Genomic DNA, 25,533 nt, shown 5'->3' with positions numbered 1-25,533 from the left:
GCCCTGCTGAGTCACCATGGACGCCGCTTCCCATCATCTCACCCGCGTCATCAGCCACGGCATGGGCGTGGAGCCGGTCATCTCCGACTGGCCCGCGCTGACCTCGGCCGAGGTGGCGCGCGTGCTGCGCCACTATCCCGACGTGGGCCAGCCGCTGCGGCTGGAGTGGCACAGCCCGCGCCCGTTCTCGGCGGCCTGCGTGATGCAGACCGAGAGCGGCCCCATCATCGTCAAGCGCCATCATGCGCGCGTGCGCGATGTGGCGGCGCTGGCCGAAGAACATCGCTTCGTCGCCCACCTGCAGGCGCGCGGGCTGCCGGTCAGCAGCGCGCTCGCCACCCGTGAGGGCGCGACGGCACTGGCCGATGAGTACTGGACCTATGAGGTCTTCCCGCTGGCACCGGGCGTGGATCTGTATCGGGAAGCGATGTCGTGGACGCCCTTCACCAGTTGCACCCATGCCCGCTCAGCGGGACAGATGCTGGCCCGGCTGCACCTGGCCTCGGCCGGTTACGATGCGCCGGCACGTCCGGCGCGCCCGCTGGTGTCGAGCTTCACCATCTTCTCGCAGGAAGATCCGGTCCGTCCGCTGCAGCATTACATCGAGCAGCGCCCGGCCATTGCCGACTATCTGGAAAACCGTCCGTGGCGCGGCGAAGTGGCGCAGCACCTGCTGCCCTGGCATGCCGCGCTCAAGCCATATCTGGATGAATTCGTCCCGCTGTGGACGCACAATGACTGGCACGCCTCCAACTTGCTGTGGAGCGATGCCACGCCTGAAGCGCAGGTGCAGACCGTGCTCGATTTCGGTTTGTGTGACCGCACCTGCGCCTTGCGCGACCTGGCCACGGCGATCGAGCGCAACATCGTCGAGTGGCTGGCCATTCCGCAACGTGCAGTGCAGTTGGTCCACCTCGACCTGCTGGATGCGATGCTCGATGGCTATGCCGCTACGCTGCCTCTGACGGCACGCCAGATGCGCGCCCTGGCGGCATTGCTGCCGCTGGTGCATGCCGAGTTCGCACTGGCCGAGCTGGATTATTTCCACGGCGTCACGCAGTCGCCGCAGAATGCCTCGCTGGCTTATGACACCTACTTCCTCGGCCATGCCGACTGGTTCCACTCCGAAGAAGGGCAGCGGCTGCTCGGGCATCTGGAACGACGCGCGCAGGCGCTGGAAAAAAACTAAGTTTTTGCTTGCTGCACATTAAAAAAACGCGTCCGGAAAACTAAGTTTTCGGACGCGTTTTTTGTCTGCCGAGACTGCCGTGCTACTTGCTGACCCGTTGCATCAGGCAAGGTATCAGGCAAAGTCCTTCACCGTTTCCGGCTCGATCAACACCATGTTCTCATTGGCACCGAGCCAGATCTGTCCATCCTGGATCGTGCATTGCAGCTGCATGGTGCGCTGGGCCAGCGCCGCCAGGGCCTGGCTGGCTTCGGCGGGAATATTGATGACCTTGAGGTTCTTGGCGCGGTCGACGCGGCTGCCGGTCTGGCCCCACCAGATGTGCGAGGTGCTGCTGTAGCTGTAGACCAGCACCTTGTCGGCACGGCCACAGGCCTTGAGGATGGCGCGGTCGTCCGGCTGGCCGACTTCCACCCACACTTCGATGGCACCGGTCAGGTCCTTCTGCCACAGGTCCGGCTCGTCGGTATCGGACAAGCCCTTGCCGAAGGCCAGCGCCTCGCTGGCATTGAGGGCGAAGGCCAGCACGCGGATCATCATGCGCTCGTCGGTCTCGGAGGGATGGCGGGCGATGGTCAGTGCGTGCTGCTGGTAATAGTGCCGATCCATATCGGAAATCTGCAGGTCGGCCTTGAAGATGGTGGATTTGAGCGCCATGGGAATCTGTTCGTGCAAGGGAAAGGCGGCCCGGCGTGGCGGGCTGCCGTCAAAGGTTGGCAAGCATAGCCGATCTGGCGCGGCTGTGGGCGTTTGTGATGGGACAGATCAAGCCGGTGGCCTGTCACCGTGGCTGCCCCCGCCATGGCCGTGCGACAATGCCTGTATGAGCACTTCTTCACCTTCCCTTGCCCCTTCCCCGACAACTCCGAGCGACGACGCTGTCGTGGCGCTGACACGCGCCTGGCTGGAACAGGCCGTGATCGGCCTGAATCTCTGTCCATTTGCCAAGTCCGTGCATGTGAAGAATCAGGTCAGATACCACGTCAGCCGGCAGCAGGATTGGAATGATCTTTCTGTCGAGCTGGAACAAGAACTGAGCTTTCTGGCAAAAGCCGACCCGGAGCAGGTCGACACCACCCTCTTCATCCTGCCGCTCGCATTAGCCGATTTTCACGAGTACAACGATTTCCTGGACTGGGCCGATCGCCTGCTGGAAAGAATGGAGCTGGACGGGGAATTGCAGATCGCCAGCTTCCATCCGGATTACCAGTTTGCCGACGCGGGACCGGACGATATCGAGAACTACAGCAATCGCTCGCCTTTTCCCATCCTCCATCTGTTGCGAGAAAGCAGCATCGACCGGGCGGTGGCAGCCTACCCCGACGCGGCCGCCATCTTTGAGAAAAACATGGCTACCTTGCGCAATCTGGGGCTAAGTGGCTGGAATATGCTTCCATTTGTCGTATCAAAAGAACAACAATAGCAACTGCGCAAAAAATCCTGTTAATATCTGTTACAAATTCGAAAATGAGTTTCTGCAACTATTGTGGAATAGAATTTTCTGACTGCATGAAAAATGTGCAATTATTTCTATATAGACATAGAATTATTGTTGTGCTGCTGCTTCAGGCGCACTAGGTCAGAGAACAGAGAACTTGAACCGTGTTGTTTTGAAGCCGTTCTTTGATAGGGCTTTCGATATCTTGCAGAAAGAGGCAACGCCTTCTCGGATAACGTCAGTCGCGTTTTGCAGTTTTACAAACAATTAATGCATAGGCGCAATGCCTTCCACAAACATCTGCATAATGGAACGTCCCGATCATGAATACCCACGATACTGCTGAATCCAACTCGATCACCGATCACGTCAACTACGATCCCAACCATCTGCTCGATGCGCTGATCGAAAAGCTGCATCTGAAGAATGATGCCGCCCTGTCGCGCGCGCTGGAAGTGGCACCGCCGGTGATCAGCAAGATCCGTCACCGTCGCCTGCCGGTGGGCGCATCGCTGCTGATCCGCATGCACGAGGTGAGCGAACTGTCGATCCGCGAACTGCGCGAACTGATGGGCGACCGCCGTGAAAAATTCCGCATCAGCGACAAGCAGTTCAAGCCGAAGCCAGGCGCAGCGCCCGGCGCACCGGCACCGACTGGCGGCACCCCGGAGTAATCGGCTTCTGTCCGGCAGCATTGCCCTCGCGGTGCTGTTACTGAGGCAGAGCTTCAGGAAAACTTAGTTTCTGCACGGAAAAATCTAAGTTTTCCTTGCGCCGGACCATATAAAAAAACGGAGCCATCGGCTCCGTTTTTCATTGCATCCTGCTGTGTGCATCGTGCGCGTCCGCTGCTGCGGACCACGCACTGCCTTCACCACCTCAAGCCGGGAACACCCCAGTGGACAGATAACGATCCCCACGATCGCACACGATGAAGACGATGGTCGCATTCTCCAGCTGATGCGACAGGCGCACCGCAACTTCACAGGCCCCGGCTGCGGAGATGCCGCAGAACAGGCCTTCCGTCACGGCCAGCTTGCGCGCCATGTTTTCGGCATCGGCCTGGCTGACGGATTCCACCTGGTCCACGCGGGAGCGGTCAAAGATCTTGGGCAGGTAGGCTTCCGGCCACTTGCGGATGCCGGGAATGGACGAGCCTTCTTCCGGCTGCGCGCCCACGATCTGCACCTGGGCATTCTGTTCCTTGAGGTACTGCGACACGCCCATGATGGTGCCGGTGGTGCCCATGGCGCTGACGAAGTGGGTGATGCTGCCCTTGGTGTCGCGCCAGATTTCCGGTCCGGTGGTCTCATAGTGCGCCAGCGGATTGTCGGCATTGGCGAACTGGTCGAGGATCAGGCCTTCGCCGTTCTTCTGCATCTGCTCGGCCAGGTCGCGGGCGTATTCCATGCCGCCGCTCTTGGGTGTCAGCACGATCTTCGCGCCATAGGCGGCCATGCTCTGGCGACGTTCTTCGGAAAGATTTTCCGGCATCAGCAACACCATCTTGTAGCCGCGCATGGCCGCCACCATCGCCAGGGCGATGCCGGTATTGCCGCTGGTGGCTTCGATGAGGGTATCACCGGGCTTGATCTGGCCGCGCGCTTCGGCGCGGGTGATCATCGAGTAGGCGGCACGGTCCTTGACCGAACCGGCAGGATTGTTGCCTTCGAGCTTGCCGAGGATGAGGTTGTTGCGGCGCTTGGCTTCTTCGCCGCCGATGCGCGGCAGCTGGATCAGCGGGGTATTGCCGATGGTGGATTCGATGGTCGGATAAGACATCTGCTTGGCTTCCTTGCGCAGCCGTGCGCGGGCACGGGGCGATCTTTGGTCGAAAGGGGCATTCTAATATGACTCCACCGCATGTGCCGGCGGCGTGACCTAACAAGATGCTTATAAGGATATAGCCAAATCATTTAAAGGAAGTTTGCCCTGCCTGCCCACCGACGATGCCCTACACTGTAGTGAACTGCAGTGAACACGTCCCCATCACAACTCCAACAGGGCGTACTCATCGGCAAGCGGCTGCGCAACCATGGAGACGACATGCACACCCATGACATCACCAACCAGGTCCCCGACCTGTGCGACTACAACCTCTACCGCAGTGACCTCGCCCTGAGCGAAGCGGTGCAGCGCGAAGGCGCACACTGGCACGACTGCACCCTGGCCAGCGAGGGCGAGCTGCTGGGCCGGGCCGAGATGCGTGAACTGGCCACGCTGGCCAACACGCACACGCCGGTGCTGCACACGCATGACCGCACCGGCCATCGTATCGACGTGGTGGAATTCCACCCGGCCTGGCATACGCTGCTGGAACAGCTGCGCCGCGCCGGCCTGCATGCGCTGCCGTGGATGCAGCCGGGCGATGGTGCCCACGCCGCGCGCGCCGCCGGCTACTTCCTGCATGCGCAGATCGAAGCTGGTTCGCTCTGCCCGACCACCATGACCTTCGCCGCCATCCCGGTGCTGCAGCAGGAACCGGCGCTGTTCGAACAATTGCGCAGCCGCCTCTTCTCGCGCGAGCACGACGGGCGCGACCTGCCGATCACGCAGAAGCGCTCCATCCTGATCGGCATGGGCATGACCGAGAAACAGGGTGGTTCCGACGTGCGCAGCAATGCCTCCATCGCCATGCCGGCCGATCCGCTGGAAGACGGGCGCGGCAAGGCTTACCTGCTCTCCGGTCACAAGTGGTTCTTCTCGGCACCGATGTGCGATGCGCACCTGATGCTGGCGCGCACCGAGAACGGCCTCTCCTGTTTCTTCGTGCCGCGCTGGCTGCCGGATGGCACGCGCAATCCCATCCTGATACAGCGTCTCAAGGACAAGCTCGGCAATCGCTCCAACAGCAGCAGCGAAGTGGAATTCGAGGAAGCCATGGGCATCATGGTCGGCGAGGATGGCCGCGGCATTCCGACCATCATCGAGATGGCCAACCACACGCGCCTGGATTGCATCATCGGCAGCGCCGCGCTGATGCGGCAGGCCCTGGTGCAGGCCCTCCACCATGCGCGCCACCGCAGTGCCTTCGGCCGCCGGCTGGCCGAACAGCCCATCATGCGCGCCGTGCTGGCCGACCTGGCGCTGGAGAGCGAGGCCGCCACCCTGCTGATGCTGCGCGTGGCGCATGCCTTCGATGCGCCCGATGATCCATTGCAACGCGCGTGGAAGCGCATCGTCACGCCCGCCGCCAAGTTCTGGATCTGCAAGCGCGCGCTGGAATTCACCGGTGAATGCATGGAAGTCTGGGGCGGCAACGGCTATGTGGAAACCGGTCCGATGGCGCGGCTCTATCGCGAAGCGCCGGTCAATTCGATCTGGGAAGGCTCGGGCAATGTGATGTGCTTGGACGTCCTGCGTGCCATCAGCCGCGAGACCGAAGGCTTCGCGCAACTGCTGATGGCACTGGACGATGCGGCCAGCACCCATCCTGCGCTGGCACAGCGGGTGCGCTCACTCAAGCAGATGCTGTCGGCAGCGGAAGAAGAACGGGAAGCCTGTGCCCGGCGTCTGGTACAGCAACTGGTGCTGGCCCTGCAGGGCATGCTGATGGCGCGCCATGCCCCGGGCGGATCGGCCGATGCCTTCCTGGCCAGCCGCGCCGACGGCGATGGCGGACGTGTCTACGGTACCCTCGGCGGCACCAGCCTGGCGGCGCAGCAAGCCATCCTGCAGCGCGCCTGGCCCGACGCATGAGGCGACTGTCTCAGCCCGGCAGCGAGGGCATCAACGGACTGCGCTCGGCCCATGCCACGAAGAGTTTTCCACGGCGTGCGCGCACGCGGCGCTTCTTCATGGCGGAGTAGACCAGCTCGGCCAGCGTGCGCTGTTCGGCCGGGCTCATGGTCAATGACATGCGATACATGCGCAGCAGCATCAGGGCATTGTTCATGAAGGCATTGTCGGCAGCATCGCTGCGCGCCAGCGCCGCCATCTGCGCGGCCAGCGTGAGCGTACGCGTGCCGTCGGCGGCGGCTTGCGCGGGCTGGCGCAGCCACTGCGGCTCCTGATCCTGCAAGGCGATGCGTTCGAGCACCATGCGATAGGACGCCTCCAGTTCGCCGGATTCGCCCAGGCTGTCGCCGATGGCCACCCCGGCCAGACCGGCCAGCAATTTTTCCAGCGCGCTGAAATTGCTGGCATGGCCGCTCAGTTCGCCATCGCGCCAGCCCCCGCCGGCAGGGTCCAGCAGCCAGGCCAGGAAACCATGATCGAGTTGCGTCTGGCTGGCCGCGCGGCTGGCCAGCAGGCGGCGCGCGATCACGGCCTCTTCGCTGCTCATGCGCGCGGCATGCGACAAGACCTGCTCCACCGCCTCCATGCCGCCGTCTCCCGACTGGCCCACGGCCGCCATGCCCGCCGCTGCGGCACGCCAGCGGCGATAGGCCGCCAGGTCGCGCGCCAGGGCATCGATGTCTTCCAGCGCCATTGCATGCGACTGCGCATAGGCGTAGGCCTCGGCCAACAGGCGGCGATCCCCATAGGCGAGGAAGTCACGTGGATTGGTTCCTGCCGCAGCACGGCGCACCGGGGACGGCTCGTCCTCGCGGCGCGTGACGCCGAAGACGCGTTGCAGCAGCACCAGATAGGCGCTGTCCTGCGCCGCATGGGCGCTGTTGCCGATCTGGACCAGATCGGCCAGGCGCGGTGCGGCGGCGATCAGTTCGGCCAGCGAGGGGCCGAGACGGGGCAGCATCAGTCCGCGAATCACGCCGCCGGCCAGCGCCAGCGGACCGAGCGGCAGCACCAGGGTTTCCAGCATGCGCGCCAGGTCGGCTTGTTGTTGCGGCGGTAAAGCATTCGGCGAGGAAGGCGACTGCAACTGGTAGAGATCGAGATACTGCTGCAGCAGTTGCGCGTAGTTGTCCGGATAAGCGGTCTGCTCCAATGCAGACAAGCTGGCATAGAACACCAGCGCCGCCGTGATGACCGGCTTCCAGTCACCGCTCTCCAGAGCACGCTGGAACACCGGTGCCCAGTACTTCTGATCCAGCGCAGTGCGCTGGTTGGCCGCTGCGTAGCGCTCGTTGGTGGTGTAGGCGCCGCTCTCGTCATAGACGATGGCCGACAGCTCGGCGCGCGACATGTAGGTAAACGGATTGTCCGCGCGTCCATACAAGGACTCGGTGGCCTGGCGTGCCTGACGCAGCCGCTGCGGATCATTCGACGGTGGCAGCTCGGCATCGGCGGCCGCAATCGCATCGGCCCCGCGGCGCGCGGCCACCAGCCGTGCTTCGATGGCAAAGAGCGTGTCACGCGTGATCGGGCGCGCGGCATCGATGAGGGTCTTCACCACGCCTTGCATGGGACTGGCCTGGGCCGCCTCGGTCGAATCGACCGCCGCCGTAGTCACGCTATCGACCGCCGTGGCCAGTGCCGCCATCAATTTGCCCTGGGCCGACAGCGACAGCGTCACGCCTTCTTCAGGCAGCGCGGTGACGGTCGCCACGGGCGCGCCCGGCGGCGCAGCGTTGGCCTCATTGCGCGGCTGCTGTTGCTGGGCCAGTTGCGTGAGCGCATCGCGCGCCGTGATGGCCAGATCGGTTTCCATTGCCATGTCCACTCTCCTGGTTCGGAGTTCTCATGACTTGATTACGGTAAAAGATCGGCAATCTTTACACTTGCAAACCGGCATCATCCAAGCGGGACGCGGCGTCTCGGGAGATTGAGACGATTGCGGCGAGCGTGGCAGCTCAGGATTTCTCCGATGCGCAGGTGCATGGCGAAGCGCTACATTAGGGCGGAACAGGAGAATCCCATGAACAAGACCCATGCCGTCGTCGCGCTGCTGGCGCTGATGCTGACCTGGCAAGCGGCCCGCACCGAGCGGGCCATGGCCGCCAATGCCGGTGCGCTTGATATCTCGGTAGTGGTGGCGGAGAAGTGCCGCGTCGATTTTTCCGAGGGCAGCGCCGATTTCTTCCAGGTCTGTTCCGTCGGCGAGGGTGCAGCCAATGAACGCGCCCAGCAGATCATGGGGGCCATCACGGCCCTCGCCCCGCAGGATGACCCCTACTTCCTGGAGCGTGACCCGCAGCGTCCCGAGCGCGCGGCAGGGGCAGACCGCGCACAGGCTTCCCCGCCTGCGCTCCGGCGTGGGCCCAAGGTGGTGGTCATCAACTACTGAACGGGTGAGGCCAGCGTGATGCGCCGCCGGTCCTGGCGCGGCAGGTAATGATTGGGCGAGCTGCGCAAGGCCTTGCGGAACATGTTGGAAAACGCGCTCTGGCTGCGATAGCCCAGTGCCTGCGCCACCACCCCCACGGCATCCCCGCGCGCCAGCCGCACCAGCGCTTCGCTCAGGTGCACCTGCTGCACCCAGTGGCGAAACTGCAAACCCGTTTCCTTCGGAAACAGCCGGATCACCGTGCGCACGCTGGCCCCGCCCATCCCGGCCCAGTCGGCCAGCGAAAACTGCCGCCCGGGATCGTCCAGAATGGCTTCGCAGATGGCCTGCAGGCGACGGTCGCGCGGCCACGGGATGGCCACCGGAATGGCCGGCGCACGGGCCAGTTCCGACAGGATCAGTTCGGCCACATGGCCGGCCCGGCTGCGCGGCGCATACTCGCGCGGCTCGGCCAGCAAGGCCAGAATCAATTCGCGCAGCAGCACCGACACTTCCAGCAGCCGGCATTGCGCACCCAGCGCCTGGCCCTGCCGCTCATCGATGTAGAGGGTGCGCATGCTCACGCGCGTGAGCATCAGGATCTCGTGCTCCACCTGCGGCGGCACCCACAAGGCCCGCTGCGGCGGTACCAGCCACACGCCTTGCGGGGTGCGCACCTGCATCACGCCGTCCACCGCATAGAGCAGCTGGCCGCGCCGGTGCGAGTGCGCCGTCAGCAGGTCGCGCGCCGACAGCTCGCGGGCAAAGGCCACCACGCTGCTGGGCAGGTGCTGGAAGGCATCCACTTCGGCGCTGGGGCAGACGGAAGTCAGGTGGGCACGCATGGCATTTAATCGACAACAAGTGTCATCAGCATGAATAGGTGCCAATGATACGCTTCGAGTCTTCCTCGTGCTTGCCATCCCCGACACCATGACCAGTGCCACCGACTCCAACGCCACCCTGCCTTCCGGCCCGACGGCCTCCACCGATTCTCCTGCGGCCATCGCCGCCCAGCCGCTGGTGATGAGCATCATCCTGGCCTGCGGCGGCGCGCACCTGATCAATGACATGATTCAGGCGCTGCTGCCCTCGATCTATCCCATGCTCAAGACCGGCTACGGGCTCACCTTTACCCAGGTCGGGCTGATCACGCTGACCTTCCAGGTCACCGCCTCCCTGCTGCAACCCTGGATCGGCATGTATACCGACCGCCATCCCCAGCCCTGGCTGCTGCCCACCGGTGCCGTGGCGACCCTGGTCGGCATCGTGCTGCTGGCGCTGGCGGGCAGCTTCACTGCCTTCCTGCTGGCCGCCGCCCTGATCGGCATCGGCTCCTCGACCTTCCACCCGGAAGCCTCGCGCATTGCGCGCATGGCCTCCGGAGGCCGCTTCGGCCTGGCCCAGTCGACCTTCCAGGTCGGCGGCAATGCCGGTTCGGCCTTCGGCCCGCTGCTGGCGGCGGCCATCGTGGTGCCGTATGGCCAGGGCAACGTGGCCTGGTTCGTGCTGCTGTCGGTGCTGGCCATCGTGGTGCTGTCGCGGGTGTCGGCCTGGTATCGCGGCCATCTCGCCGCCAACAAGGGCAAGGCCAGGCCGCGTGCGGCGCAGGCGCTGCCGGCGGCCACCGTGCGCCGCGCGCTGGTGGTGCTGGCGCTGCTGGTGTTTTCCAAATACTTCTACATGGCCAGCTTCACCAGTTACTTCACTTTCTACCTGATTGAACGCTTCCAGATGTCGGTGGCCTCCTCGCAGCTGTATCTGTTCCTGTTCCTGGGCGCGGTGGCGGTGGGCACCTTCGTGGGCGGCCCGATTGGCGACCGCATCGGCCGCAAGCTGGTGATCTGGATCTCGATCCTGGGTGCTGCGCCCTTCGCCCTGATGCTGCCGCACGCCAACCTGTTCTGGACGGCGGTGCTGTCGGTGGTGATCGGACTGGTCATCTCCTCGGCCTTCGCCGCCATCGTGGTCTATGCGCAGGAACTGGTGCCGGGCAAGGTCGGCATGATCGCGGGCGTGTTCTTCGGTCTCATGTTCGGCTTCGGCGGGATCGGCGCGGCCCTGCTGGGCCATCTGGCCGACCTGTACGGCATCGCCTGGGTCTATGGCCTGTGCGCCTTCCTGCCGCTGGCGGGCGTGCTGACGGTGCTGCTGCCGGATGTGCGCGAGCGCTGAGAAAGAGTTGCCCTTTTACCCAAAGAAAAACCGCGCGGGCCTGCCAGGCCAGCGCGGTTTTTTCATGAAGATGAGTTCGGTTTAGAACCGGCCTGCAGCGTGAATCACTGCCGCGCGACATCCCGCAAGCGGAACAAGGCCACCACTTCAGCCAGGCGCGCTGCCTGCTCCTGCAGTTGCTGTGCCCCGGCGGCGGCTTCTTCCACCAGTGCCGCGTTCTGCTGCGTGGCCTGATCCATGTGGGCCACGGCGTCGTTGGTCTGCTGGATGCCCTGGCTCTGCTCGCGGCTGGCGGAGGTGATCTCGGCCACCACGTCGCTGACCTTGCGCACGCTCTCCACCACGCTGCGGATGGTGCTGCCCGCTTCGCTGACGGTCTGCTCGCCGGCGCGTACCTGCTCCACCGAATCGCCGATCAGCACCTTGATCTCCTTGGCGGCCGTGGCCGAACGCTGCGCCAGCGAGCGCACTTCGGAAGCCACCACTGCAAAGCCGCGTCCCTGCTCGCCGGCGCGGGCCGCTTCCACCGCTGCATTGAGGGCCAGGATATTGGTCTGGAAGGCGATGCCGTCGATCACGCTGATGATGTCCACGATTTTCTGCGAGGAGGCATTGATGGCGCTCATGGTCTGCACCACCTGCTCCACCATGGCACCGCCACGGCCGGCGATCTCGGAGGCGGACTGCGAGAGCGTATTGGCTTCCTGGGCGTTGTCGGCGTTCTGGCGCACGCTGGAGGTCAGTTGCTCCATGGCGGCGGCGGTCTGCTCCAGCGAGCTGGCCTGCGATTCGGTGCGCTGCGACAGGTCCATGTTGCCGCTGGCGATGTCGCGCGTGGCGGCGTGGATGGTGTGGCTGGCTTCGCGGATGTCGAGCATGACGTGCTCGACCTTGTCGACGAAGCGATTGAAGGCGGCACTGATGCGGCCCAGCTCATCGGTACTGCCGTGGGTATCGAGGCGGCGGGTCAGGTCGCCGTCGCCATCGGCGATCTCTTCCAGCGCACGCTGCACCACCGACAGGCGGCGCAACACGCGCGAGATCAGGGCACCCAGCACCAGCGCGGCGAGGATGGTCACCAGCACGGCCATGACGCCCGAGCTGGCCAGCATGGCAGTCAGCGAAGCCAGCGCATCGGCGCGGTCCACCGCCACCACCAGCAGCCAGTCGGTGCCGGCCACGCGGGCAGCGAACAGCATCTGCTGGCGGCCATCCAGGGCCAGTTCCTGATGGCTGTTGGCGGCCATGGCGGCGGCCAGCGATTGCGGGGTGATGGCGGCATCCAGGTCCGACAGCGGCTTCAGGCGCAGCTTGTCATTGGGGTGGGCGATGATCTTGCCGCCCAGGTCGACCAGGAAGGCGTAGCTGTTGGGGGTCGGCTTGATGGCCACCACGTCGGCCACCACGCTGTCGAGCAGCACGTCAGCTGCGGCTACTGCGGTGACCTGGCCATCCTTGCTGATGGCTTCGGCAAAGGTCACCAGCAGCTTGCCGGTACTGGCGCTGGTGTAGGGCGCGGTCAGCACCGGTCCCTTGCTGGAAGCGGCCAGCTGGTACCAGGGACGCTTGGTCGGATCGTAGTCGGGGGCCCGGTTGCGCTGCTGCGAGAACACGGCGTGCTTGTCGGCATAGCCGATGTAGGCCAGGTCGAAGCCACCGGCGGTCTCGGCCGCCTTCACGAAGGGCAAGGGCTCGGCGGCATCGGCCGCCTGCTTGATGGAAGACACGACCAGTTTCCTGGCGTCGGCCCATTCGGCAATGGCGGATGCCTGGCTTTGCGCCAGCTGGGCCATCTGGCCATCCAGCACGCTCATGGTGCGCGAGCGTGCCGTGAGGAAGTTGGTCAGGACGATGGCCAGCATGGCCAGCACGACGATGCCGGCACAGAGGGCGATGAGTCGGGTACGCAGGGAGGAAGATGTCATGATGTGTGGATCTGGAAAAACTGTGGATGATCGGGCAAACGCCTGCCCCGGCCACAGCAAGGCTGCGGTCGGACCTGAAGGCAGATGGAATGTCGTTATGACCCCGGTCTGGCCGGAGTGCAGGGAATGGTGCCGTCCGCAGTCATGAGCCCGGCCCCTGCCGTGGCTCGCCCCGTTCTGATGCGGAAGACGCCATGTCGGATCGTTCCCCCGTTGTAGTCACGCGATCCGATTGATTGCAAGCGTAACAGCGGGCGACGCGGGCGTTTCACAAAATCGTGAAGTTCCCGGCACATGGAGATGAAGTGATGCGCGCATGCCACGTTGCCATGCAGAAACATCATCCCTGCTTGCCGCACGACGGGCGCTGCACTTTTCTTGCGATTTAAGTCTGGCTTAATTTTCGGGGCCTAGAGTACGCACATCGGGATCTCCTCTTTCCCCTTGTCCGCTGCGACGACATCCAGCGGATCTTTCAGCCCGTCCCTCCCCCGGACGGGCTTTTTTTCGTGACGGCCCGCTTGGCCAGTGTTCCGGGGTCTCTCAGGCCGCCTGGGACAGGTCCGGCTGACCTGCCTGCGCCCGCAGCGCACTGATGTGTTCGAACAGATGGCGGGCATCGCGGTCGATGCCCGAGAAGCGGCCCGAACCCCAAGTGTATTGCCAGGGCAGGCCGAGGAAATACAGACCCGGTGCAGCCGTCACGCCGCGCACATGGCCCGGGTAGCCGCGCCCGTCGAAAATGGGTTCGGCGATCCAGCTGAAGTCGGTACGGAATCCGATGCACCACACCACGGCCGAGATACCCCGTGCGCGCAGGTCGAGCGTGCGTACTTCCTCAGCGGGCGGCTGCCAGACGGGCACATAGCGGGCCTCCGTCGGGGCCTCGATCTGCTGCGCGGCGATGAACTTGTCGATGCTGTCCTTGATGCTTTCGGAGACTGCATCGGCCTCGTCGAGATAGCCCTTGAGGCCGCCACCGAAACGCACCACCTCACCCTCCAGCGTGTCGAACTTGCCGTAGAGCTGCATGCCTTCCAGGGCGAACTTGCGCAGGTCGATGTCGCGTCCGCCGTCACGTCCCGTGACGTAGTGATTGGTCTTCTCGCGCACCCCGGTGCCCAGCGGATGCTGGTCGACCGGCAGGTCGTAATACTTCATCTTGTCCAGCCACTCCACCACATCCTTGCCGCGATAGGTGCGCGCCACGCGCGGAGCTTCACCCACGCCCAGATGCACGCGCCGGCCGGCCAGGTGCAGGTCCTCGGCGATCTGGCAGCCGGACTGGCCGGTGCCGACCACCAGCACTTCGCCCTCGGGCAGCGACTGCGGATTGAGATACTGGCTGGAATGGATCTGCACGATATCGGCCGGCAGGCGCTCGGCTGCGCGCGGCACCACCGGGATGTGGTAACCGCCGACCGCCACCACCACCTGGTCCGCCGTGTAGGCGCCATCGCTGGCGCTGAGATGCCAGCGCTCACCCACGCGCCACAGCTTCCCGACCGTCACGTCTTCGCGCACCGGTGGCTGGAAGCTGGCCACGAAACCATCGAGGTAGGCCACGATCTCGTCCTTCTTCATGAAGCCATAGGGATCGTCGCCGCGATACGGATAGCCGGGCAGGTTGCATTGCCAGTTGGGCGTGACCAGGCAAAAGGTATCCCAGCGCTCATGCCGCCAGGCGTGGCCGACCTGGTGTTTTTCCAGTACCACGTGATCGATGCCGGCTTGCTTCAGGTACCAGCTGATCGACAGGCCGGCCTGGCCGCCGCCGATGATGATGACGCTATGGTGGCGCGCCGCGCCTGAGACTTGGGTGGACATGGTGTACCTCGTGCAGTGATGTCATGTTGGATAAGGCGTGATGGAGCGATCAGGGCGTGAAGGACTCGACCCGGACCACCGGATCGGCACTGGCCTCGAAGCGGGCCGCCATCTCCTCGATGCGGCGCAGCTGGTCCAGCGCCGAGGAACAGGCGAAGCCGTATTTCGCCCGGACCCGCTCGCTGCCGATGTTCAATGCCGTGGCGCTGCGCTGGACAAAGTCGGCCAGCGCGTAGCTGCGTCCCGCCTCCAGATGTTCCTTGACCACCAGCGAGGGGGAATAGCAGTCGGTGACGGTGTCGTCCGGCCAGCGGACACGAAAGTGCATTTCAGGCATGGTGTTCCTCTTGGAATGACGCTGCCACGGGCTGACAGCGGATGAAATCTGCATACAGCTCCACATGCCGGCGTGCCGAGCGCTGCCACGAGAAACGCGCGCAGACTTCCAGTCCTGCCGCGATCAGCCCAGGCCGCGCCGCCGGCGCCAGCGCATGCGCGATGCCGGCGGCCATCGAGGCCGGATCGTGCGGATCGACCCAGGCACAGCAATCGCCATCGAGATACTCGGTAAAGGGCGCGATGCGCGACACCACCACCGGCACGCCACCGGCCATGGCCTCCAGCACCACCAGTCCGAAGCCTTCCTTCAGGGAAGGAAAGACCAGCACATCGGCGCAACGGAACAGCGACGGCATGTCGGCATCGTCTACTTGCCCGAGGATGCGCACGGCGTCGGCCGGCAAGGCGGCGGCCGCCAGCTCGGCCTGGAAAGCGCACTGATAATCGGCGTGATCCAGCACGCTCGCGCCCCCGGCGATGACCAGTTGCGCCTGCGGATAAACGCGGCGCAGGCGCACGAATGCCTGCAGGATGCCCAGCGTATTCTTGCGCGGCTCCACGCCGCCCACGGCCAGCAACAGCGGCTTGCCGGTCAGGCTTTGCGCGCGCCGCACGGCCTGGTCGCGCGGATCCGGCCGGGGCGAATGGCGCAGCATGTCGACGCCATTGGACACCAGCTCGGCGCGCACGCCATGCTCGTGCTGCAGGATGTCCTGCCAGGTGCGGCTGACGCACAGCACGCGGTCGGCCATGCGATAGCCGCGTTCCTGCCAGGCATGCAACTGCGGATCATCGAACTGGTCGAGGTGATGGACGGTGCGCACGTAGCCCCGGATCACGCCCCGCTCCACCAGCGTGGCCAGTGCATTGGCGCTGATGGAATCCTGAGCGTGACAAAGATCGAAGGCGTGCATGTCGGTCTGCTCAAAGCAGCGCAGGTAGTCCTCGATGCGCTGGCGCACCATGCCGACGACACCCTCGCACTGCACCGGCCCCGGTACCGGATGGAAGGTGCAGGCTGCCGGACGGAACAAGCCCTTGCCGCGCGCATCCGGCGCAAACAGGCTGACCTCATGGCCGAGCGCCTCCAGGCCCTCGGCCAGTTGCAGGGCATGCACCACGCCGCCGCGCGGATTGACGGAGTGGGTCAGCATGGCGATGCGCAGCAGTGTGCGTGACGTCTCCATTCAGGCCTCCCGGCGCGGACCGCAACCGATCAGCGCTTCCTCGGCCAGGTTCCAGAAGGGCAAACGCTGTCCGTGCCAGCACAGATCGAGCTGGCGGCTGTCATCGATGCGACCGATGGACGCTGCCGCAATCCCGCGCCCAGCAAAGCGGGCCAGCACCTCCGGCAGGTCATCATCGGCCACGCTCAACAGGAATCCATAACTGGGAAAGGCGCTCAGCCAGCGCTGGAAATCGACACCGGGCGGACACGGTATGGCCTCCAGATCGATCACCGCGCCCTTGGCGGAGCACTCCAGCAACATCAAGGCGGTGCCGATCACGCCGGCCATGCTGATGTCCTTGCCGGCACGCGCCAGACCCGCTTCGGCCAGAGCGGGCAACACTTCGAGGTCGCCGCGCAGACGTTCGGCGGGCGTGCCGGTACTGGCATTCCAGTAGGCATACGGTTCCTGGAAGCGCCCGCGCAGATCAATGGCGGCCACCAGGTGTTCACCGCTGCGCGCATCAAAACTGGTCAGCAGGCGCGTGGCCCGGCCGATGATCGAGACGGAGAGCTGCTCGCGGTCATTGCGGCGATTGCTGTGGCCGCCGACCAGCGGCACCCCATAGACGCGCGCGCCCTCGGCCAGCCCGTCGAGGATGGGCCGCGCGGCCTCGCCACCACGGCTCCACAGGGCATCGACCACCGCCAGCGGACGTCCGCCCATGGCGTAGATGTCGCTGACGTTGACCATCACGCCGCAGTAGCCGGCAAACCAGGGCTGCTGGTCGACGAACTCGTTGAGGAAACCTTCGATGGCAAACAGCAGATAGCCGTCGCCATCCGGAATGGCCGCGCAGTCGTCGCCTACGGCCAGCGTGTGACCCTGGTGCTGCATGGCCGGGGCCGGCGGCAGCGCTTGCATCACGGCATCGATATCGCGCTTGTGCGCGATGCCGCGCGAGGCACGCAGGGTCTCGATGATCTGCGCCAGCGTGGGCGCACTGTCGCGCGCATTCATGGCGTGCGCTCCTCGCGGCCGACGACGAAACCGACATCGCCATCGCTGATCGGGGGATAGAACGACAGGTCGGCCTGCATCAGGTGATGCGGCAGGCCATGGACTTCAATCTCTGCCAGCGTATGCCAGTGCAGGCGGTGAAACAGCGGCGCATTCTGGCTCTGCACCTGGGCCAGGAAGGTGTGGCAGCCGTGCGCATGCGCAGTGCAGACGGCCAGCCGGATGAGCCCGCTGCCGACCGAGCCGACGCGGCGCGCCTGCCGTGCCACGGCCAGCCGCGAGCCATGCCACACGCCTGGCGAAGATTCATGGATTCGCACCGTTCCTATGATTTCCCGCCAACCCTCATCGCGCTCCAGAACGGCCACGATGGGCATGGCGATGGCATCGGTAGCGTCGCCATCGTCCTCCTGAAATACGTTCTGTTCGGCGCAAAATACGGCGCGGCGCAGGCGGCGCGCTGCTTCGCGCTCCCCAGTGTCCAGCGCCAGCTTGATGCGCACGCCCCGGGCCAGGATCTCGGGGGCCAGCGATGCGTGTTCGGCGACGTCGCTCATTTCACTTCCTTTCGAACGAAGACAGCGAAGAGCAGGCACCGCACTTGCCGCACCCGGCCTTGGCATCGCCTGATCGCATGCCGGCGTGCTCCAGCATGGCCGCCAGCGGTGCCAGCAGGCGGCGCATGGCGAGGGCATCCGGCGAGGGATGGTCTTCCAGCGGCGTGCCCGAGATCGGTACGAACGGCACCACGAAGGGATACACGCCCAGCGCGATGAGCTGCTCGCTCATTTTAAGGATGGCCTCGTCGCTGTCGCCCAGGCCGGCCAGGATGTAGGTGCTGACCTGCCCGCGCCCGAAGACCTCGACGGCAGCGGCGAACGCCTCCATGTAACGCTCGACAGGTACGGTGGCCTTGCCGGGCATGATGCGTTTGCGCACTTCCGGCGTGACCGCTTCCAGATGCATGCCCAGGGTATCGATGCCGGCATCGGCCATGCGGCGGAACCAGGTATTGTCGTCCGGCGGCTCGCACTGGCCCTGGATCGGCAGGTTTACCGCCGACTTCACGCCGAAGGCGCTTTCGCACAGCAGCTGCGCGCCGCGATCGCTGGCATTGGGGGTACCGGTGGTCATGACCATGTGCTTGACGCCATCGAGCAGCACCGCCGCGCGCGCCACCTCGCCCAACTGCTCGGGGGTCTTGCGCAGGATGGTGCGGCCGGCCGCCAGCGACTGGCCGATGGCGCAGAACTGGCAGGACTTGCGGCGGCTCTCGTAACGGATGCAACTCTGCAGGATGGTGGTGGCCAGCACATCGGCGCCATGCAGCGTGGCGATCTTGCCGTAGGGGATGCCATCGAAGGTCTGCATCTTGTAGAAGCGCGGCTGGTGCGGAAAGGACACCACGCCCACCTCGACACCATCGCGCAGGATGCGGGCAGCGCCATCGGCACCCGGCTGCGTGGCCACGTAGGGCGAGGACCAGGCCCCGGCGGTATGCACCGGGATCATCACGGTGTGGCCATCGACGGTCACCGCCTTGTGATCCGACGGCCCTGCCCCGCCCCGGCGGCTCTGCGCGCCGGCAGCGGGATCGTCAAGACGCAGTCCCAGGGACTGCAGTTCCGAGATCAGCTCCACGGCCGCCTTGCGGCTCGGACGCTGGGGATGCAACTGGATGACGGCTGTCTGCATGAGGGAACCTCGCGAAAGGATGAATGACGGGAGCAGGCTGTTCAGCCGGGAACAGCGAGGACATGGGAGACGTGCGGCGATCATCGATCACCAGGTGCAGCAGTTCCGGGCGCGCATAGTGGCCCACCGAATCCATCATGCGCTTGCGCTTGGTGACCAGCTCCATGTCGAGGTCGGCCACCAGGATGCCTTCGCCACTGCGCAGGGGCTCGGCCAGCAGCTTGCCTTCGGGCGACACGATGGCGGTACAGCAGCCACCGCGCAGCGCCTTCTGCGCCTGGGGATCGGGCTCGATGGCGGCGATCTGTTCATCGCTGAGCCAGCCGGTCGCATTGATGACGAAGCAGCCCGATTCGAGGGCGTGATGGCGGATGGTCACCTCCATTTGGTCGGCAAAGATCTGCCCCACCATGGAGCCGGGGAATTGCGCACAGTGGATTTCCTCGTGCTGCGCCATCAGGCTGTAGCGCGCCAGCGGGTTGTAGTGTTCCCAGCAGGCCAGCGCACCGAGGCGGCCGACGGCGGTCGGCACCACCTTCAGGCCGCTGGCATCGCCCTGGCCCCAGATCATGCGTTCGTGATAGGTCGGCGTGATCTTGCGGCGCTTCAGCACCATCGTGCCATCGGCATCGAAGACCAGCTGCGCGTTGTAGAGCGTGCCGTGGTCGCGTTCATTGACGCCCAGTACCACCACCGTCCCGTGTTGGCGGGCGGCGGCCGATACGGCCTGGGTCACCGGACCGGGCACCGTCACGGCGCGCTCGTAGAGCAGCAAGTGTTCCGGCCCCGAAGCGAAGGGCGGCCGCACGAACGAGAAGTACGGATAGTAGGGAACGAAGGTCTCCGGAAAGACCACCAGTTGCGCACCTTGGGCCGCAGCATCGGCGATGGCCTGGCACACCTTGGCCACGGTGCCGTGTTCGCTGTCGAGGTCGGGCGCGATCTGCACCGCCGCCGCCCGTACCGTTCTCTTGTGCATGCTCATGGGCCGCCCTTCCGCTTACAGGGTCCAGGTGTCGAGAATGAAGGCGTTGTCGCGACGATGCAGCAGCACCAGGTCCAGCACGTCCAGCGGATTGATGGGACGGATGCCCGGGATCAGCGAGGGCTCGCCATGGCCGTACAAAGCCTGCAGCGCGAAGCGGCAGGCGTAGACCTTGCCGCCCTCTTCCATGAACTTGACGATCTGCTTGTTGAAGTTCTGGTGACCGGGAAAAGCCTCATCCCCCAGGGTCGGGAAACCGCGCTGCACGCCCAGGGTCACGCCGGGGCCATAGAGCAGGATCGAGGTCTCGAAACCCTTGCGCTTCAGGCGCGTGGCCTGCAACAGATTGACGAAACCGATCGAGCCTTCGAATGCCACGGTGTGGAAGGTCACCAGCGCTTTTTCGCCCGGCTGGGCTTTGACGTCTTCGAATACCTTCTCTTCATAATCCACCAGGAAATCGCCGGGGGCGTGGGCTGCTTTGGTGACTGCGGGCATGGTGATACTCCTCTCGATTGCTGTGGGTCGGCACTTGGGGAAGTGGTCCGGCGACCTCGCCGCGACGCTGGCATTGAATGCATCAGGCGTGCCACCGGCACCCCGTCAATGCAGGAATTGACTGCATAAAAATCCCGTCAATCTCTGCGCGCGAAGGCGCAGGCCAGCATCGGTGCGGCTTGACGAATCATGATCGGCGAGGTGTTTTTTGACCCTGGCGAAGCAATCCATTCAATCGCTCCATACAATTCGCCAACACCGCGCAAACCCGCTTGCACTCTGGCGCGGCGAGATGTGTTGAGTTGGTGCGCAAGGGTGCGCGATGTGATGCACGACGGTGCAATTGGCGACAACCGCGGCGGCGATTGGATGGAATGCAACTTGCATTCAATGAGATGTTTCGATGCAGTCAATATTGAACGCCGGCAATCAAGGAAAGCACCATGTCCAAGCACAGCAGCGTGTGGGTTCCCAAGTTGAAGAAGGGCGGCGGCCCGCTCTATCTGGCCATCGCCAATGCGATTGCCGAGGATGTCGCCACCGGCCACCTGCAACCCGAACAGCGTCTGCCGCCGCAGCGCAAGCTGGCCGAGTTGCTGGACCTGGACTTCACCACCGTGGCCCGCGCCTATACGGAAGCGCATCGGCGCGGCCTGGTGGATTCGGTAGTGGGACGCGGCACCTTCGTCTGCGGCAAGCGGCGGCCGCGCATTCCGCGCGTGACCGAAGGCCGGCCCAACGTCGACATGTCGATGAACATGCCGCCCGAGCCGGAGTCGCCGGAGCTGATGGAATTGATGCAGGCGGGCTGGAACAAGGTCAACGGCCGCCTGCGTGATCTGCTGCGCTATCAGGATTTCGGCGGCTCGACTGAGGATCGTGAGGCCGGCGCCCTCTGGCTGCGCCGGCGCGCGCTGGTGGTGGAACCGGAACGGGTGCTGGTGACGCCGGGCGCACAATGTGCGCTGCTGGCCATTCTGACCATGCTGGTCGGGCCGGGCGGCGTGCTCTGTTGCGAGGACGTGACCTATCCCGGCCTGCGGGCGCTGGCCGGTCATCTCAACATCAAGCTGGTCGGCTTGCCGATGGACAACGAAGGCATCGATGCGGTGGCCTTCGCCGGTGCCTGCGCGCAATATGCGCCCAAGGCGCTGTACTGCAATCCCACCCTGCTCAATCCGACCACCTGCACCACCTCGCTGTCACGCCGCCAGGCGCTGGTGGACATTGCACGCCACTATGAAGTGGCCATCATCGAGGATGACGCCTATGGGTTCCTGCCCCGCGCAGCGCCGCCGGCCATCGCCAGCATCGGCAGCGAGCTGACTTACTATGTGACCGGCCTGGCCAAGAGCGTAGGCGCGGGCCTGCGCATTGCCTACATGGTGGCCCCCGACGCTGCCGCCGCCGCGCGCCTGACCGCAGCCCTGCGCGCCACCACGGTGATGGCCTCGCCACTCACCTCGACCCTGGCCACGCACTGGATCCGCGACGGCGTGGCCGACCTGGCGCTGGCCAACATCCGCAAGGAATCGATGGCGCGGCAGAAGATCGTGGCCCGCATCCTCCCCGAGCACAGCTATGCCTCGGAAGCGGAGGCCTTCCATCTGTGGCTCAAGCTGCCCGGCGGCTGGCAGGCCAGCAGCTTTTCGGCGCAGATGCGCAGCAACGGCGTGGCCGTGGTGGGCGTGGACGCCTTCTCGGTGACGGCGCCCCCGCTGCAGGCGGTGCGGGTGTGCATCGGCGGCATCGCCAGCCGCAGCGACCTGCAGCACGCCCTGGGCCTGATCCGCAGCACCCTCGCCGAGCAGCCGCTGATCAAGCCGGCGGTGGTCTGAGCGGCCCGTCCGGGGCGAAATTAGCGAAATTGCAACAAGCAGAATCTTTCACATATGGTCATGCATATGAGATCATTAACGACCGGCAATCCTGACCGCACTGCCCTCGGCGCTCCACCGCCTGCGGCCCAGGAATGCCACGCCAACCCGTTCCCCGGTGCGCCGGAAAGATGTTCGAGAAATGTTGAAAAAAATTAAAACGGAGGATCTGGTCCTCGGGATGTATTTCTGCGGCTTCGAAGCGGCCTGGCTGGACCATCCGTTCTGGAAGAACAAGTTCCTGCTCAAGAACGAAGCTGACCTCAAGCAGGCGCATGCCAGCGGCATCGAGCACTGCTGGATCGATCCGGAGCGCGGCCTGGATGTGGCCGAGGCGGCTGCCGAGACCGGCCAGGATGAAGCGGCAGCGCCCGCCGAGCCTAGCCCCGAACTGCCGCCCGGCCCCGACATCGACACCACCCTGCTGGACGCCGAAGCCCTGCGCGAGAACGCCAAGAAGGCGACCAAGGCCATGTTCAGCGAAGCCCGGCTGGGCAAGGCGCTGGACATGGAGCGCTGCGTCACGGTGGTGGAAGAAATCGCCGGTGCCGTCCTGCAAAGCCCGAATGGCACGCTCAGCGTGCTGCGCCTGAAGCTGGCCGATGAATATACCTACCTGCACTCGGTGGCGGTTTGCGCCCTGATGGTGGCCTTGGGCCGCACTCTGGGCCTGGATGAGAAGGCCTGCCGCGAAGCCGGCCTGGGCGGCTTCCTGCACGATGTGGGCAAGGCCTTCCTGCCGCATGAACTGCTCAACAAGCCGGGCAAGCTGACCGACGACGAATTCACCCAGATCAAGAAGCACCCCGAGCTGGGCTACAAATACCTGAGCCAGGACCCCAACGTGCCCGATTACGCGCGCGATGTCTGCCTGCACCATCACGAGAAGATGGATGGCCACGGCTATCCGGAACTGCTGCGCAGTGGCCAGATCAGCCTGTATGCGCGCATGGCGGCGATCTGCGACGTGTATGACGCGCTCACCTCGGACCGTCCCTACAAGCGTGCCTGGGACCCGGCCGAAGCGATTTCCAGCATGGCGTCCTGGACCGGTCACTTCGACCGCGCCATGTTCCTGGCCTTCGTCAAGACCCTCGGCATCTATCCGGTGGGTTCCATCGTCAAGCTGGAATCCGGCCGCTCCGGCTTCGTGATCCGCCAGAATGCGCAGGACCTGACGCGGCCGGTACTGAAGGTGTTCCGCTACAACGACGACATGGAAATGAGCGACACCGAGATCCTTGACCTCATGGCCACGCCCGAAGCCGATACCATCGTTGCCCGTGGCGGCGAGGAATGGGCGCGCCTGAGCCATCTCGATACCATGCACATGCTCAGCACGGGCACGCCCTCCTGAGCCTGAGCCCGCTGACCGGTCCGGTCCGGCCTGTTCAGGCCATCCCCAGCACCGTCATGAAGTGACGCCCGTGCGCCTCGTGCGAGGCCGCGGGCACGCTGATGTCACATGCCATCAGGAAGGTGGTGGCAGCCTCGATGAAGCCATCGGCCAGTTGCATCGCGTCCAGCAGCAGGTGTTCCATGATCCGCTCCTCGTCTCATGCCCGGCAGCGGGATGCGCCGGGCTTGAGAGGATCATGGCGCAGTGTTGTTATCGTCCTGTGTCAAAAGGCGCGCGCCCTGTTTCAATTGAAACCCACGGAACCAAGGCCCGGGGCCTGAGGGAGCCTCAGCCAGCACTGACCTGCCGAATCGCCGCTTCCCACGCGTGGATGCGCTCCTGCGCCTGCTCGCGCGTGAAGCGCGGCTCGAAGGTGCGCTCCATGCGCCACTGCGCGGACAGCTCCGACAAATCACGATAGACACCCGTGGCCACACCGGCCAGATAGGCTGCACCCAGCGCAGTGGTTTCGGTCACTTGCGGACGGATCACCGGAATACCCAGCAGATCGGCCTGGAACTGCAGCAGCAGATTGTTGGCCGCCGCCCCGCCATCCACGCGCAATTCGGTGATGGGCGAGACCGCGTCCTTGACCATCGCGTTAAGCAAGGCAGTGCTCTGGAAAGCGATTGATTCCAGCGCCGCGCGGGCGATGTGGGCCACCGTGCTGCCCCGGCTCAAGCCGACGATGGCACCCTTGGCACCGGGATTCCAGTAGGGCGCACCCAGCCCCGTGAAGGACGGCACGAACACCACCCCGCCCGAATCTTCCACCGTGCAGGCCAGTCCCTCGACGTCGGTGGAGGTCTTGATGGCCTTGAGGCCATCGCGCAGCCACTGCACCACGGCACCGCCGATGAAGACACTCCCTTCGAGCGCATATTGTTTGCGTTCATCGACCTGGCAGGCGGCGGTACTGATGAGGCCGTTGTGCGAAGTGGCGCACTGGTCGCCGGTATGCAGCAGCATGAAACAGCCGGTACCGTAGGTATTCTTGGCCATGCCGGGACGCACGCAGGCCTGACCGAACAGCGCCGACTGCTGGTCGCCGGCGATGCCGCCGATCTTGACCGCCGCGCCCAGGTGCTGTGCATCGATCTCGCCATAGATGTGGGCCGAGGCATGCACCTGCGGCAGCATCGCGGCGGGAATATCGAGCCATTGCAGCAGCTCTTCATCCCAGGCCCCGGTGTGGATATTCCACAGCATGGTGCGCGAGGCATTGGACACATCGCTCACGTGCAGGCGGCCCCCGGTCAGGTTCCAGACCAGCCACGAATCGACGGTGCCGAACAGCAGTTCGCCCCGTTCGGCACGCGCACGCAGGCCGTCGACATGGTCGAGGATCCAGCGCAGCTTGGTGCCGGAGAAATAAGGATCGAGCACCAGCCCGGTCTTCTTCTGGATGGCCTCGCCCAGGCCACGGTCACGCAGCGCCGCGCAGACCACTTCAGCACGGCGGTCCTGCCAGACCACGGCGTTGTAGACCGGCTTGCCGGTGGCGCGCTCCCACACCACGGTGGTCTCGCGCTGGTTGGTGATGCCCAGGGCGGTCAGTTCTTCGGCCTTGATGCCGCTTTGCGCCAGCACCTTCTGTGCCGTCTGCAACTGGCTCTGCCACAGGTCCATGGGGTCGTGCTCGACCCAGCCCGGCTGCGGGAAGATCTGCGGAAATTCCTGCTGGGCCGTGGCGACGATGGCGCCACTCTGGTCGAAGATGATGCTGCGCGAGCTGGAGGTACCCTGGTCGAGGGCGAGCAGATAGGCCATGATGATTCCTTGCAGACGACTGAAATACTAAAGTTTGAAAATGGAATAACACATTCCTGCGGGCCGCAACCGCAATCCACATGCGGCCATTCTCGGGAGAGACTAAGGTTCAACCCGA

Annotated in this window: 23 protein-coding genes; 8 read left to right on the top strand and 15 right to left on the bottom strand. The window is 64.8% G+C overall.

What is annotated here, in order from left to right; translation table 11 throughout:
* The first annotated feature begins 16 nt into the window (after window positions 1–16).
* A complete protein-coding gene (locus tag E2K99_RS04525) occupies window positions 17–1,189 on the top strand; it encodes a phosphotransferase enzyme family protein (protein ID WP_134221478.1) in 1,173 nt (390 codons plus the stop codon).
* 114 nt (window positions 1,190–1,303) lie between these two features.
* Here the strand turns inward: E2K99_RS04525 and E2K99_RS04520 are convergent, their stop codons facing one another.
* Window positions 1,304–1,846 (bottom strand): YaeQ family protein, encoded by a 543-nt coding sequence (locus E2K99_RS04520; RefSeq protein ID WP_034333929.1) that lies wholly within the window; start codon window positions 1,844–1,846, stop codon window positions 1,304–1,306.
* A gap of 166 nt (window positions 1,847–2,012) precedes the next feature.
* Here E2K99_RS04520 and E2K99_RS04515 point away from each other — a divergent pair, with 166 nt between their 5' ends.
* Together E2K99_RS04515 and E2K99_RS04510 are read left to right on the top strand one after the other, a co-directional pair.
* Window positions 2,013–2,612 carry a DUF1415 domain-containing protein gene (locus E2K99_RS04515; RefSeq protein WP_051156686.1) on the top strand — a complete coding sequence of 200 codons (600 nt, stop codon included), beginning with the start codon at window positions 2,013–2,015 and terminating at the stop codon, window positions 2,610–2,612.
* Between the two features lie 338 nt (window positions 2,613–2,950).
* Window positions 2,951–3,301, top strand: coding sequence for a hypothetical protein (locus E2K99_RS04510; RefSeq protein ID WP_088754773.1), 351 nt, complete (start codon window positions 2,951–2,953; stop codon window positions 3,299–3,301).
* A gap of 205 nt (window positions 3,302–3,506) precedes the next feature.
* On the opposite strand, the gene cysM is transcribed toward E2K99_RS04510, so the two are convergent.
* On the bottom strand, window positions 3,507–4,409 hold the full coding sequence (cysM, locus tag E2K99_RS04505) for a cysteine synthase CysM (RefSeq protein ID WP_034338429.1): 903 nt from the start codon (window positions 4,407–4,409) through the stop codon (window positions 3,507–3,509).
* A 264-nt stretch (window positions 4,410–4,673) separates the two neighbouring features.
* Between cysM and E2K99_RS04500 the strand changes: the two genes are divergently transcribed.
* Window positions 4,674–6,326: an isovaleryl-CoA dehydrogenase gene (locus E2K99_RS04500; protein WP_134221477.1), complete on the top strand. Its 1,653-nt coding sequence runs from the start codon at window positions 4,674–4,676 to the stop codon at window positions 6,324–6,326.
* A 10-nt stretch (window positions 6,327–6,336) separates the two neighbouring features.
* Here the strand turns inward: E2K99_RS04500 and E2K99_RS04495 are convergent, their stop codons facing one another.
* Window positions 6,337–8,187, bottom strand: a complete 1,851-nt coding sequence (locus tag E2K99_RS04495) for a hypothetical protein (RefSeq protein WP_134221476.1) — start codon at window positions 8,185–8,187, stop codon at window positions 6,337–6,339.
* 201 nt (window positions 8,188–8,388) lie between these two features.
* On the opposite strand from E2K99_RS04495, the gene E2K99_RS04490 reads away from it, so the two are divergent.
* Window positions 8,389–8,757, top strand: a complete 369-nt coding sequence (locus tag E2K99_RS04490; protein ID WP_134221475.1) for a hypothetical protein — start codon at window positions 8,389–8,391, stop codon at window positions 8,755–8,757.
* Here the strand turns inward: E2K99_RS04490 and E2K99_RS04485 are convergent.
* Entirely contained in the window at window positions 8,751–9,581 is an 831-nt protein-coding gene (locus E2K99_RS04485; protein WP_134221474.1) for an AraC family transcriptional regulator, read from the bottom strand. The two genes, E2K99_RS04490 and E2K99_RS04485, sit on opposite strands and share 7 nt — an antisense overlap.
* An 88-nt stretch (window positions 9,582–9,669) precedes the next feature.
* On the opposite strand from E2K99_RS04485, the gene E2K99_RS04480 reads away from it, so the two are divergent.
* Window positions 9,670–10,911, top strand: coding sequence for an MFS transporter (locus E2K99_RS04480; RefSeq protein ID WP_134224025.1), 1,242 nt, complete (start codon window positions 9,670–9,672; stop codon window positions 10,909–10,911).
* A gap of 104 nt (window positions 10,912–11,015) precedes the next feature.
* Here E2K99_RS04480 and E2K99_RS04475 read toward each other — a convergent pair whose 3' ends face one another.
* The 9 genes from E2K99_RS04475 to E2K99_RS04435 all read right to left on the bottom strand — a co-directional run bounded on the left by E2K99_RS04475 (window position 11,016) and on the right by E2K99_RS04435 (window position 20,369).
* A complete protein-coding gene (locus tag E2K99_RS04475) occupies window positions 11,016–12,836 on the bottom strand; it encodes a methyl-accepting chemotaxis protein (RefSeq protein WP_134221473.1) in 1,821 nt (606 codons plus the stop codon).
* A 543-nt stretch (window positions 12,837–13,379) separates the two neighbouring features.
* Window positions 13,380–14,663 (bottom strand): MSMEG_0569 family flavin-dependent oxidoreductase, encoded by a 1,284-nt coding sequence (locus E2K99_RS04470; protein ID WP_134221472.1) that lies wholly within the window; start codon window positions 14,661–14,663, stop codon window positions 13,380–13,382.
* Window positions 14,664–14,712: 49 nt separating this feature from the next.
* Window positions 14,713–15,000, bottom strand: a complete 288-nt coding sequence (locus E2K99_RS04465) for an MSMEG_0570 family nitrogen starvation response protein (protein ID WP_134221471.1) — start codon at window positions 14,998–15,000, stop codon at window positions 14,713–14,715.
* Window positions 14,993–16,189 carry an MSMEG_0565 family glycosyltransferase gene (locus E2K99_RS04460; RefSeq protein WP_205703752.1) on the bottom strand — a complete coding sequence of 399 codons (1,197 nt, stop codon included), beginning with the start codon at window positions 16,187–16,189 and terminating at the stop codon, window positions 14,993–14,995. The genes E2K99_RS04465 and E2K99_RS04460 overlap by 8 nt, the downstream gene beginning before the upstream one ends.
* A complete protein-coding gene (locus E2K99_RS04455) occupies window positions 16,190–17,191 on the bottom strand; it encodes a sll0787 family AIR synthase-like protein (RefSeq protein WP_134221470.1) in 1,002 nt (333 codons plus the stop codon).
* On the bottom strand, window positions 17,188–17,748 hold the full coding sequence (locus tag E2K99_RS04450) for an MSMEG_0567/Sll0786 family nitrogen starvation N-acetyltransferase (protein WP_051057649.1): 561 nt from the start codon (window positions 17,746–17,748) through the stop codon (window positions 17,188–17,190). Before E2K99_RS04450 ends, E2K99_RS04455 begins: the two co-directional genes overlap by 4 nt.
* Window position 17,749: 1 nt before the next feature.
* Window positions 17,750–18,832 carry an MSMEG_0568 family radical SAM protein gene (locus E2K99_RS04445; RefSeq protein ID WP_134224023.1) on the bottom strand — a complete coding sequence of 361 codons (1,083 nt, stop codon included), beginning with the start codon at window positions 18,830–18,832 and terminating at the stop codon, window positions 17,750–17,752.
* Window positions 18,789–19,871, bottom strand: a complete 1,083-nt coding sequence (locus E2K99_RS04440) for a Nit6803 family nitrilase (RefSeq protein ID WP_134221469.1) — start codon at window positions 19,869–19,871, stop codon at window positions 18,789–18,791. The genes E2K99_RS04445 and E2K99_RS04440 overlap by 44 nt, the downstream gene beginning before the upstream one ends.
* A gap of 15 nt (window positions 19,872–19,886) precedes the next feature.
* A complete protein-coding gene (locus E2K99_RS04435; protein WP_006463016.1) occupies window positions 19,887–20,369 on the bottom strand; it encodes an MSMEG_0572/Sll0783 family nitrogen starvation response protein in 483 nt (160 codons plus the stop codon).
* Between the two features lie 443 nt (window positions 20,370–20,812).
* On the opposite strand from E2K99_RS04435, the gene E2K99_RS04430 reads away from it, so the two are divergent.
* Both E2K99_RS04430 and E2K99_RS04425 read left to right on the top strand, forming a co-directional pair.
* Window positions 20,813–22,207: an aminotransferase-like domain-containing protein gene (locus tag E2K99_RS04430; protein WP_121044561.1), complete on the top strand. Its 1,395-nt coding sequence runs from the start codon at window positions 20,813–20,815 to the stop codon at window positions 22,205–22,207.
* 181 nt (window positions 22,208–22,388) lie between these two features.
* Window positions 22,389–23,603 (top strand): HD-GYP domain-containing protein, encoded by a 1,215-nt coding sequence (locus E2K99_RS04425; protein WP_134221468.1) that lies wholly within the window; start codon window positions 22,389–22,391, stop codon window positions 23,601–23,603.
* 34 nt (window positions 23,604–23,637) lie between these two features.
* Here the strand turns inward: E2K99_RS04425 and E2K99_RS25425 are convergent, their stop codons facing one another.
* Together E2K99_RS25425 and glpK are read right to left on the bottom strand one after the other, a co-directional pair.
* Complete coding sequence (locus E2K99_RS25425) at window positions 23,638–23,787, bottom strand: hypothetical protein (RefSeq protein WP_166675037.1); 150 nt, start codon at window positions 23,785–23,787, stop codon at window positions 23,638–23,640.
* Between the two features lie 146 nt (window positions 23,788–23,933).
* A complete protein-coding gene (gene glpK / locus E2K99_RS04420) occupies window positions 23,934–25,415 on the bottom strand; it encodes a glycerol kinase GlpK (protein WP_134221467.1) in 1,482 nt (493 codons plus the stop codon).
* Window positions 25,416–25,533: the final 118 nt, after the last annotated feature.

This window comes from Herbaspirillum huttiense (assembly GCF_004367745.1).
Taxonomy (GTDB): domain Bacteria; phylum Pseudomonadota; class Gammaproteobacteria; order Burkholderiales; family Burkholderiaceae_D; genus Herbaspirillum; species Herbaspirillum huttiense.
The sequence above is the reverse complement of the archived record's forward strand: the minus strand, read 5'-3'. Positions and strand labels throughout refer to the sequence as shown.

Coding starts and splice junctions, on each gene's coding strand:
- E2K99_RS04525 (WP_134221478.1), top strand. CDS start 17: ATGGACGCCGCTTCCCATCATCTCACCCGCGTCATCAGCCACGGCATG.
- E2K99_RS04520 (WP_034333929.1), bottom strand. CDS start 1,846: ATGGCGCTCAAATCCACCATCTTCAAGGCCGACCTGCAGATTTCCGAT.
- E2K99_RS04515 (WP_051156686.1), top strand. CDS start 2,013: ATGAGCACTTCTTCACCTTCCCTTGCCCCTTCCCCGACAACTCCGAGC.
- E2K99_RS04510 (WP_088754773.1), top strand. CDS start 2,951: ATGAATACCCACGATACTGCTGAATCCAACTCGATCACCGATCACGTC.
- cysM (WP_034338429.1), bottom strand. CDS start 4,409: ATGTCTTATCCGACCATCGAATCCACCATCGGCAATACCCCGCTGATC.
- E2K99_RS04500 (WP_134221477.1), top strand. CDS start 4,674: ATGCACACCCATGACATCACCAACCAGGTCCCCGACCTGTGCGACTAC.
- E2K99_RS04495 (WP_134221476.1), bottom strand. CDS start 8,187: ATGGCAATGGAAACCGATCTGGCCATCACGGCGCGCGATGCGCTCACG.
- E2K99_RS04490 (WP_134221475.1), top strand. CDS start 8,389: ATGAACAAGACCCATGCCGTCGTCGCGCTGCTGGCGCTGATGCTGACC.
- E2K99_RS04485 (WP_134221474.1), bottom strand. CDS start 9,581: ATGCGTGCCCACCTGACTTCCGTCTGCCCCAGCGCCGAAGTGGATGCC.
- E2K99_RS04480 (WP_134224025.1), top strand. CDS start 9,670: ATGACCAGTGCCACCGACTCCAACGCCACCCTGCCTTCCGGCCCGACG.
- E2K99_RS04475 (WP_134221473.1), bottom strand. CDS start 12,836: ATGACATCTTCCTCCCTGCGTACCCGACTCATCGCCCTCTGTGCCGGC.
- E2K99_RS04470 (WP_134221472.1), bottom strand. CDS start 14,663: ATGTCCACCCAAGTCTCAGGCGCGGCGCGCCACCATAGCGTCATCATC.
- E2K99_RS04465 (WP_134221471.1), bottom strand. CDS start 15,000: ATGCCTGAAATGCACTTTCGTGTCCGCTGGCCGGACGACACCGTCACC.
- E2K99_RS04460 (WP_205703752.1), bottom strand. CDS start 16,189: ATGGAGACGTCACGCACACTGCTGCGCATCGCCATGCTGACCCACTCC.
- E2K99_RS04455 (WP_134221470.1), bottom strand. CDS start 17,191: ATGAATGCGCGCGACAGTGCGCCCACGCTGGCGCAGATCATCGAGACC.
- E2K99_RS04450 (WP_051057649.1), bottom strand. CDS start 17,748: ATGAGCGACGTCGCCGAACACGCATCGCTGGCCCCCGAGATCCTGGCC.
- E2K99_RS04440 (WP_134221469.1), bottom strand. CDS start 19,871: ATGAGCATGCACAAGAGAACGGTACGGGCGGCGGCGGTGCAGATCGCG.
- E2K99_RS04435 (WP_006463016.1), bottom strand. CDS start 20,369: ATGCCCGCAGTCACCAAAGCAGCCCACGCCCCCGGCGATTTCCTGGTG.
- E2K99_RS04430 (WP_121044561.1), top strand. CDS start 20,813: ATGTCCAAGCACAGCAGCGTGTGGGTTCCCAAGTTGAAGAAGGGCGGC.
- E2K99_RS04425 (WP_134221468.1), top strand. CDS start 22,389: ATGTTGAAAAAAATTAAAACGGAGGATCTGGTCCTCGGGATGTATTTC.
- E2K99_RS25425 (WP_166675037.1), bottom strand. CDS start 23,787: ATGGAACACCTGCTGCTGGACGCGATGCAACTGGCCGATGGCTTCATC.
- glpK (WP_134221467.1), bottom strand. CDS start 25,415: ATGGCCTATCTGCTCGCCCTCGACCAGGGTACCTCCAGCTCGCGCAGC.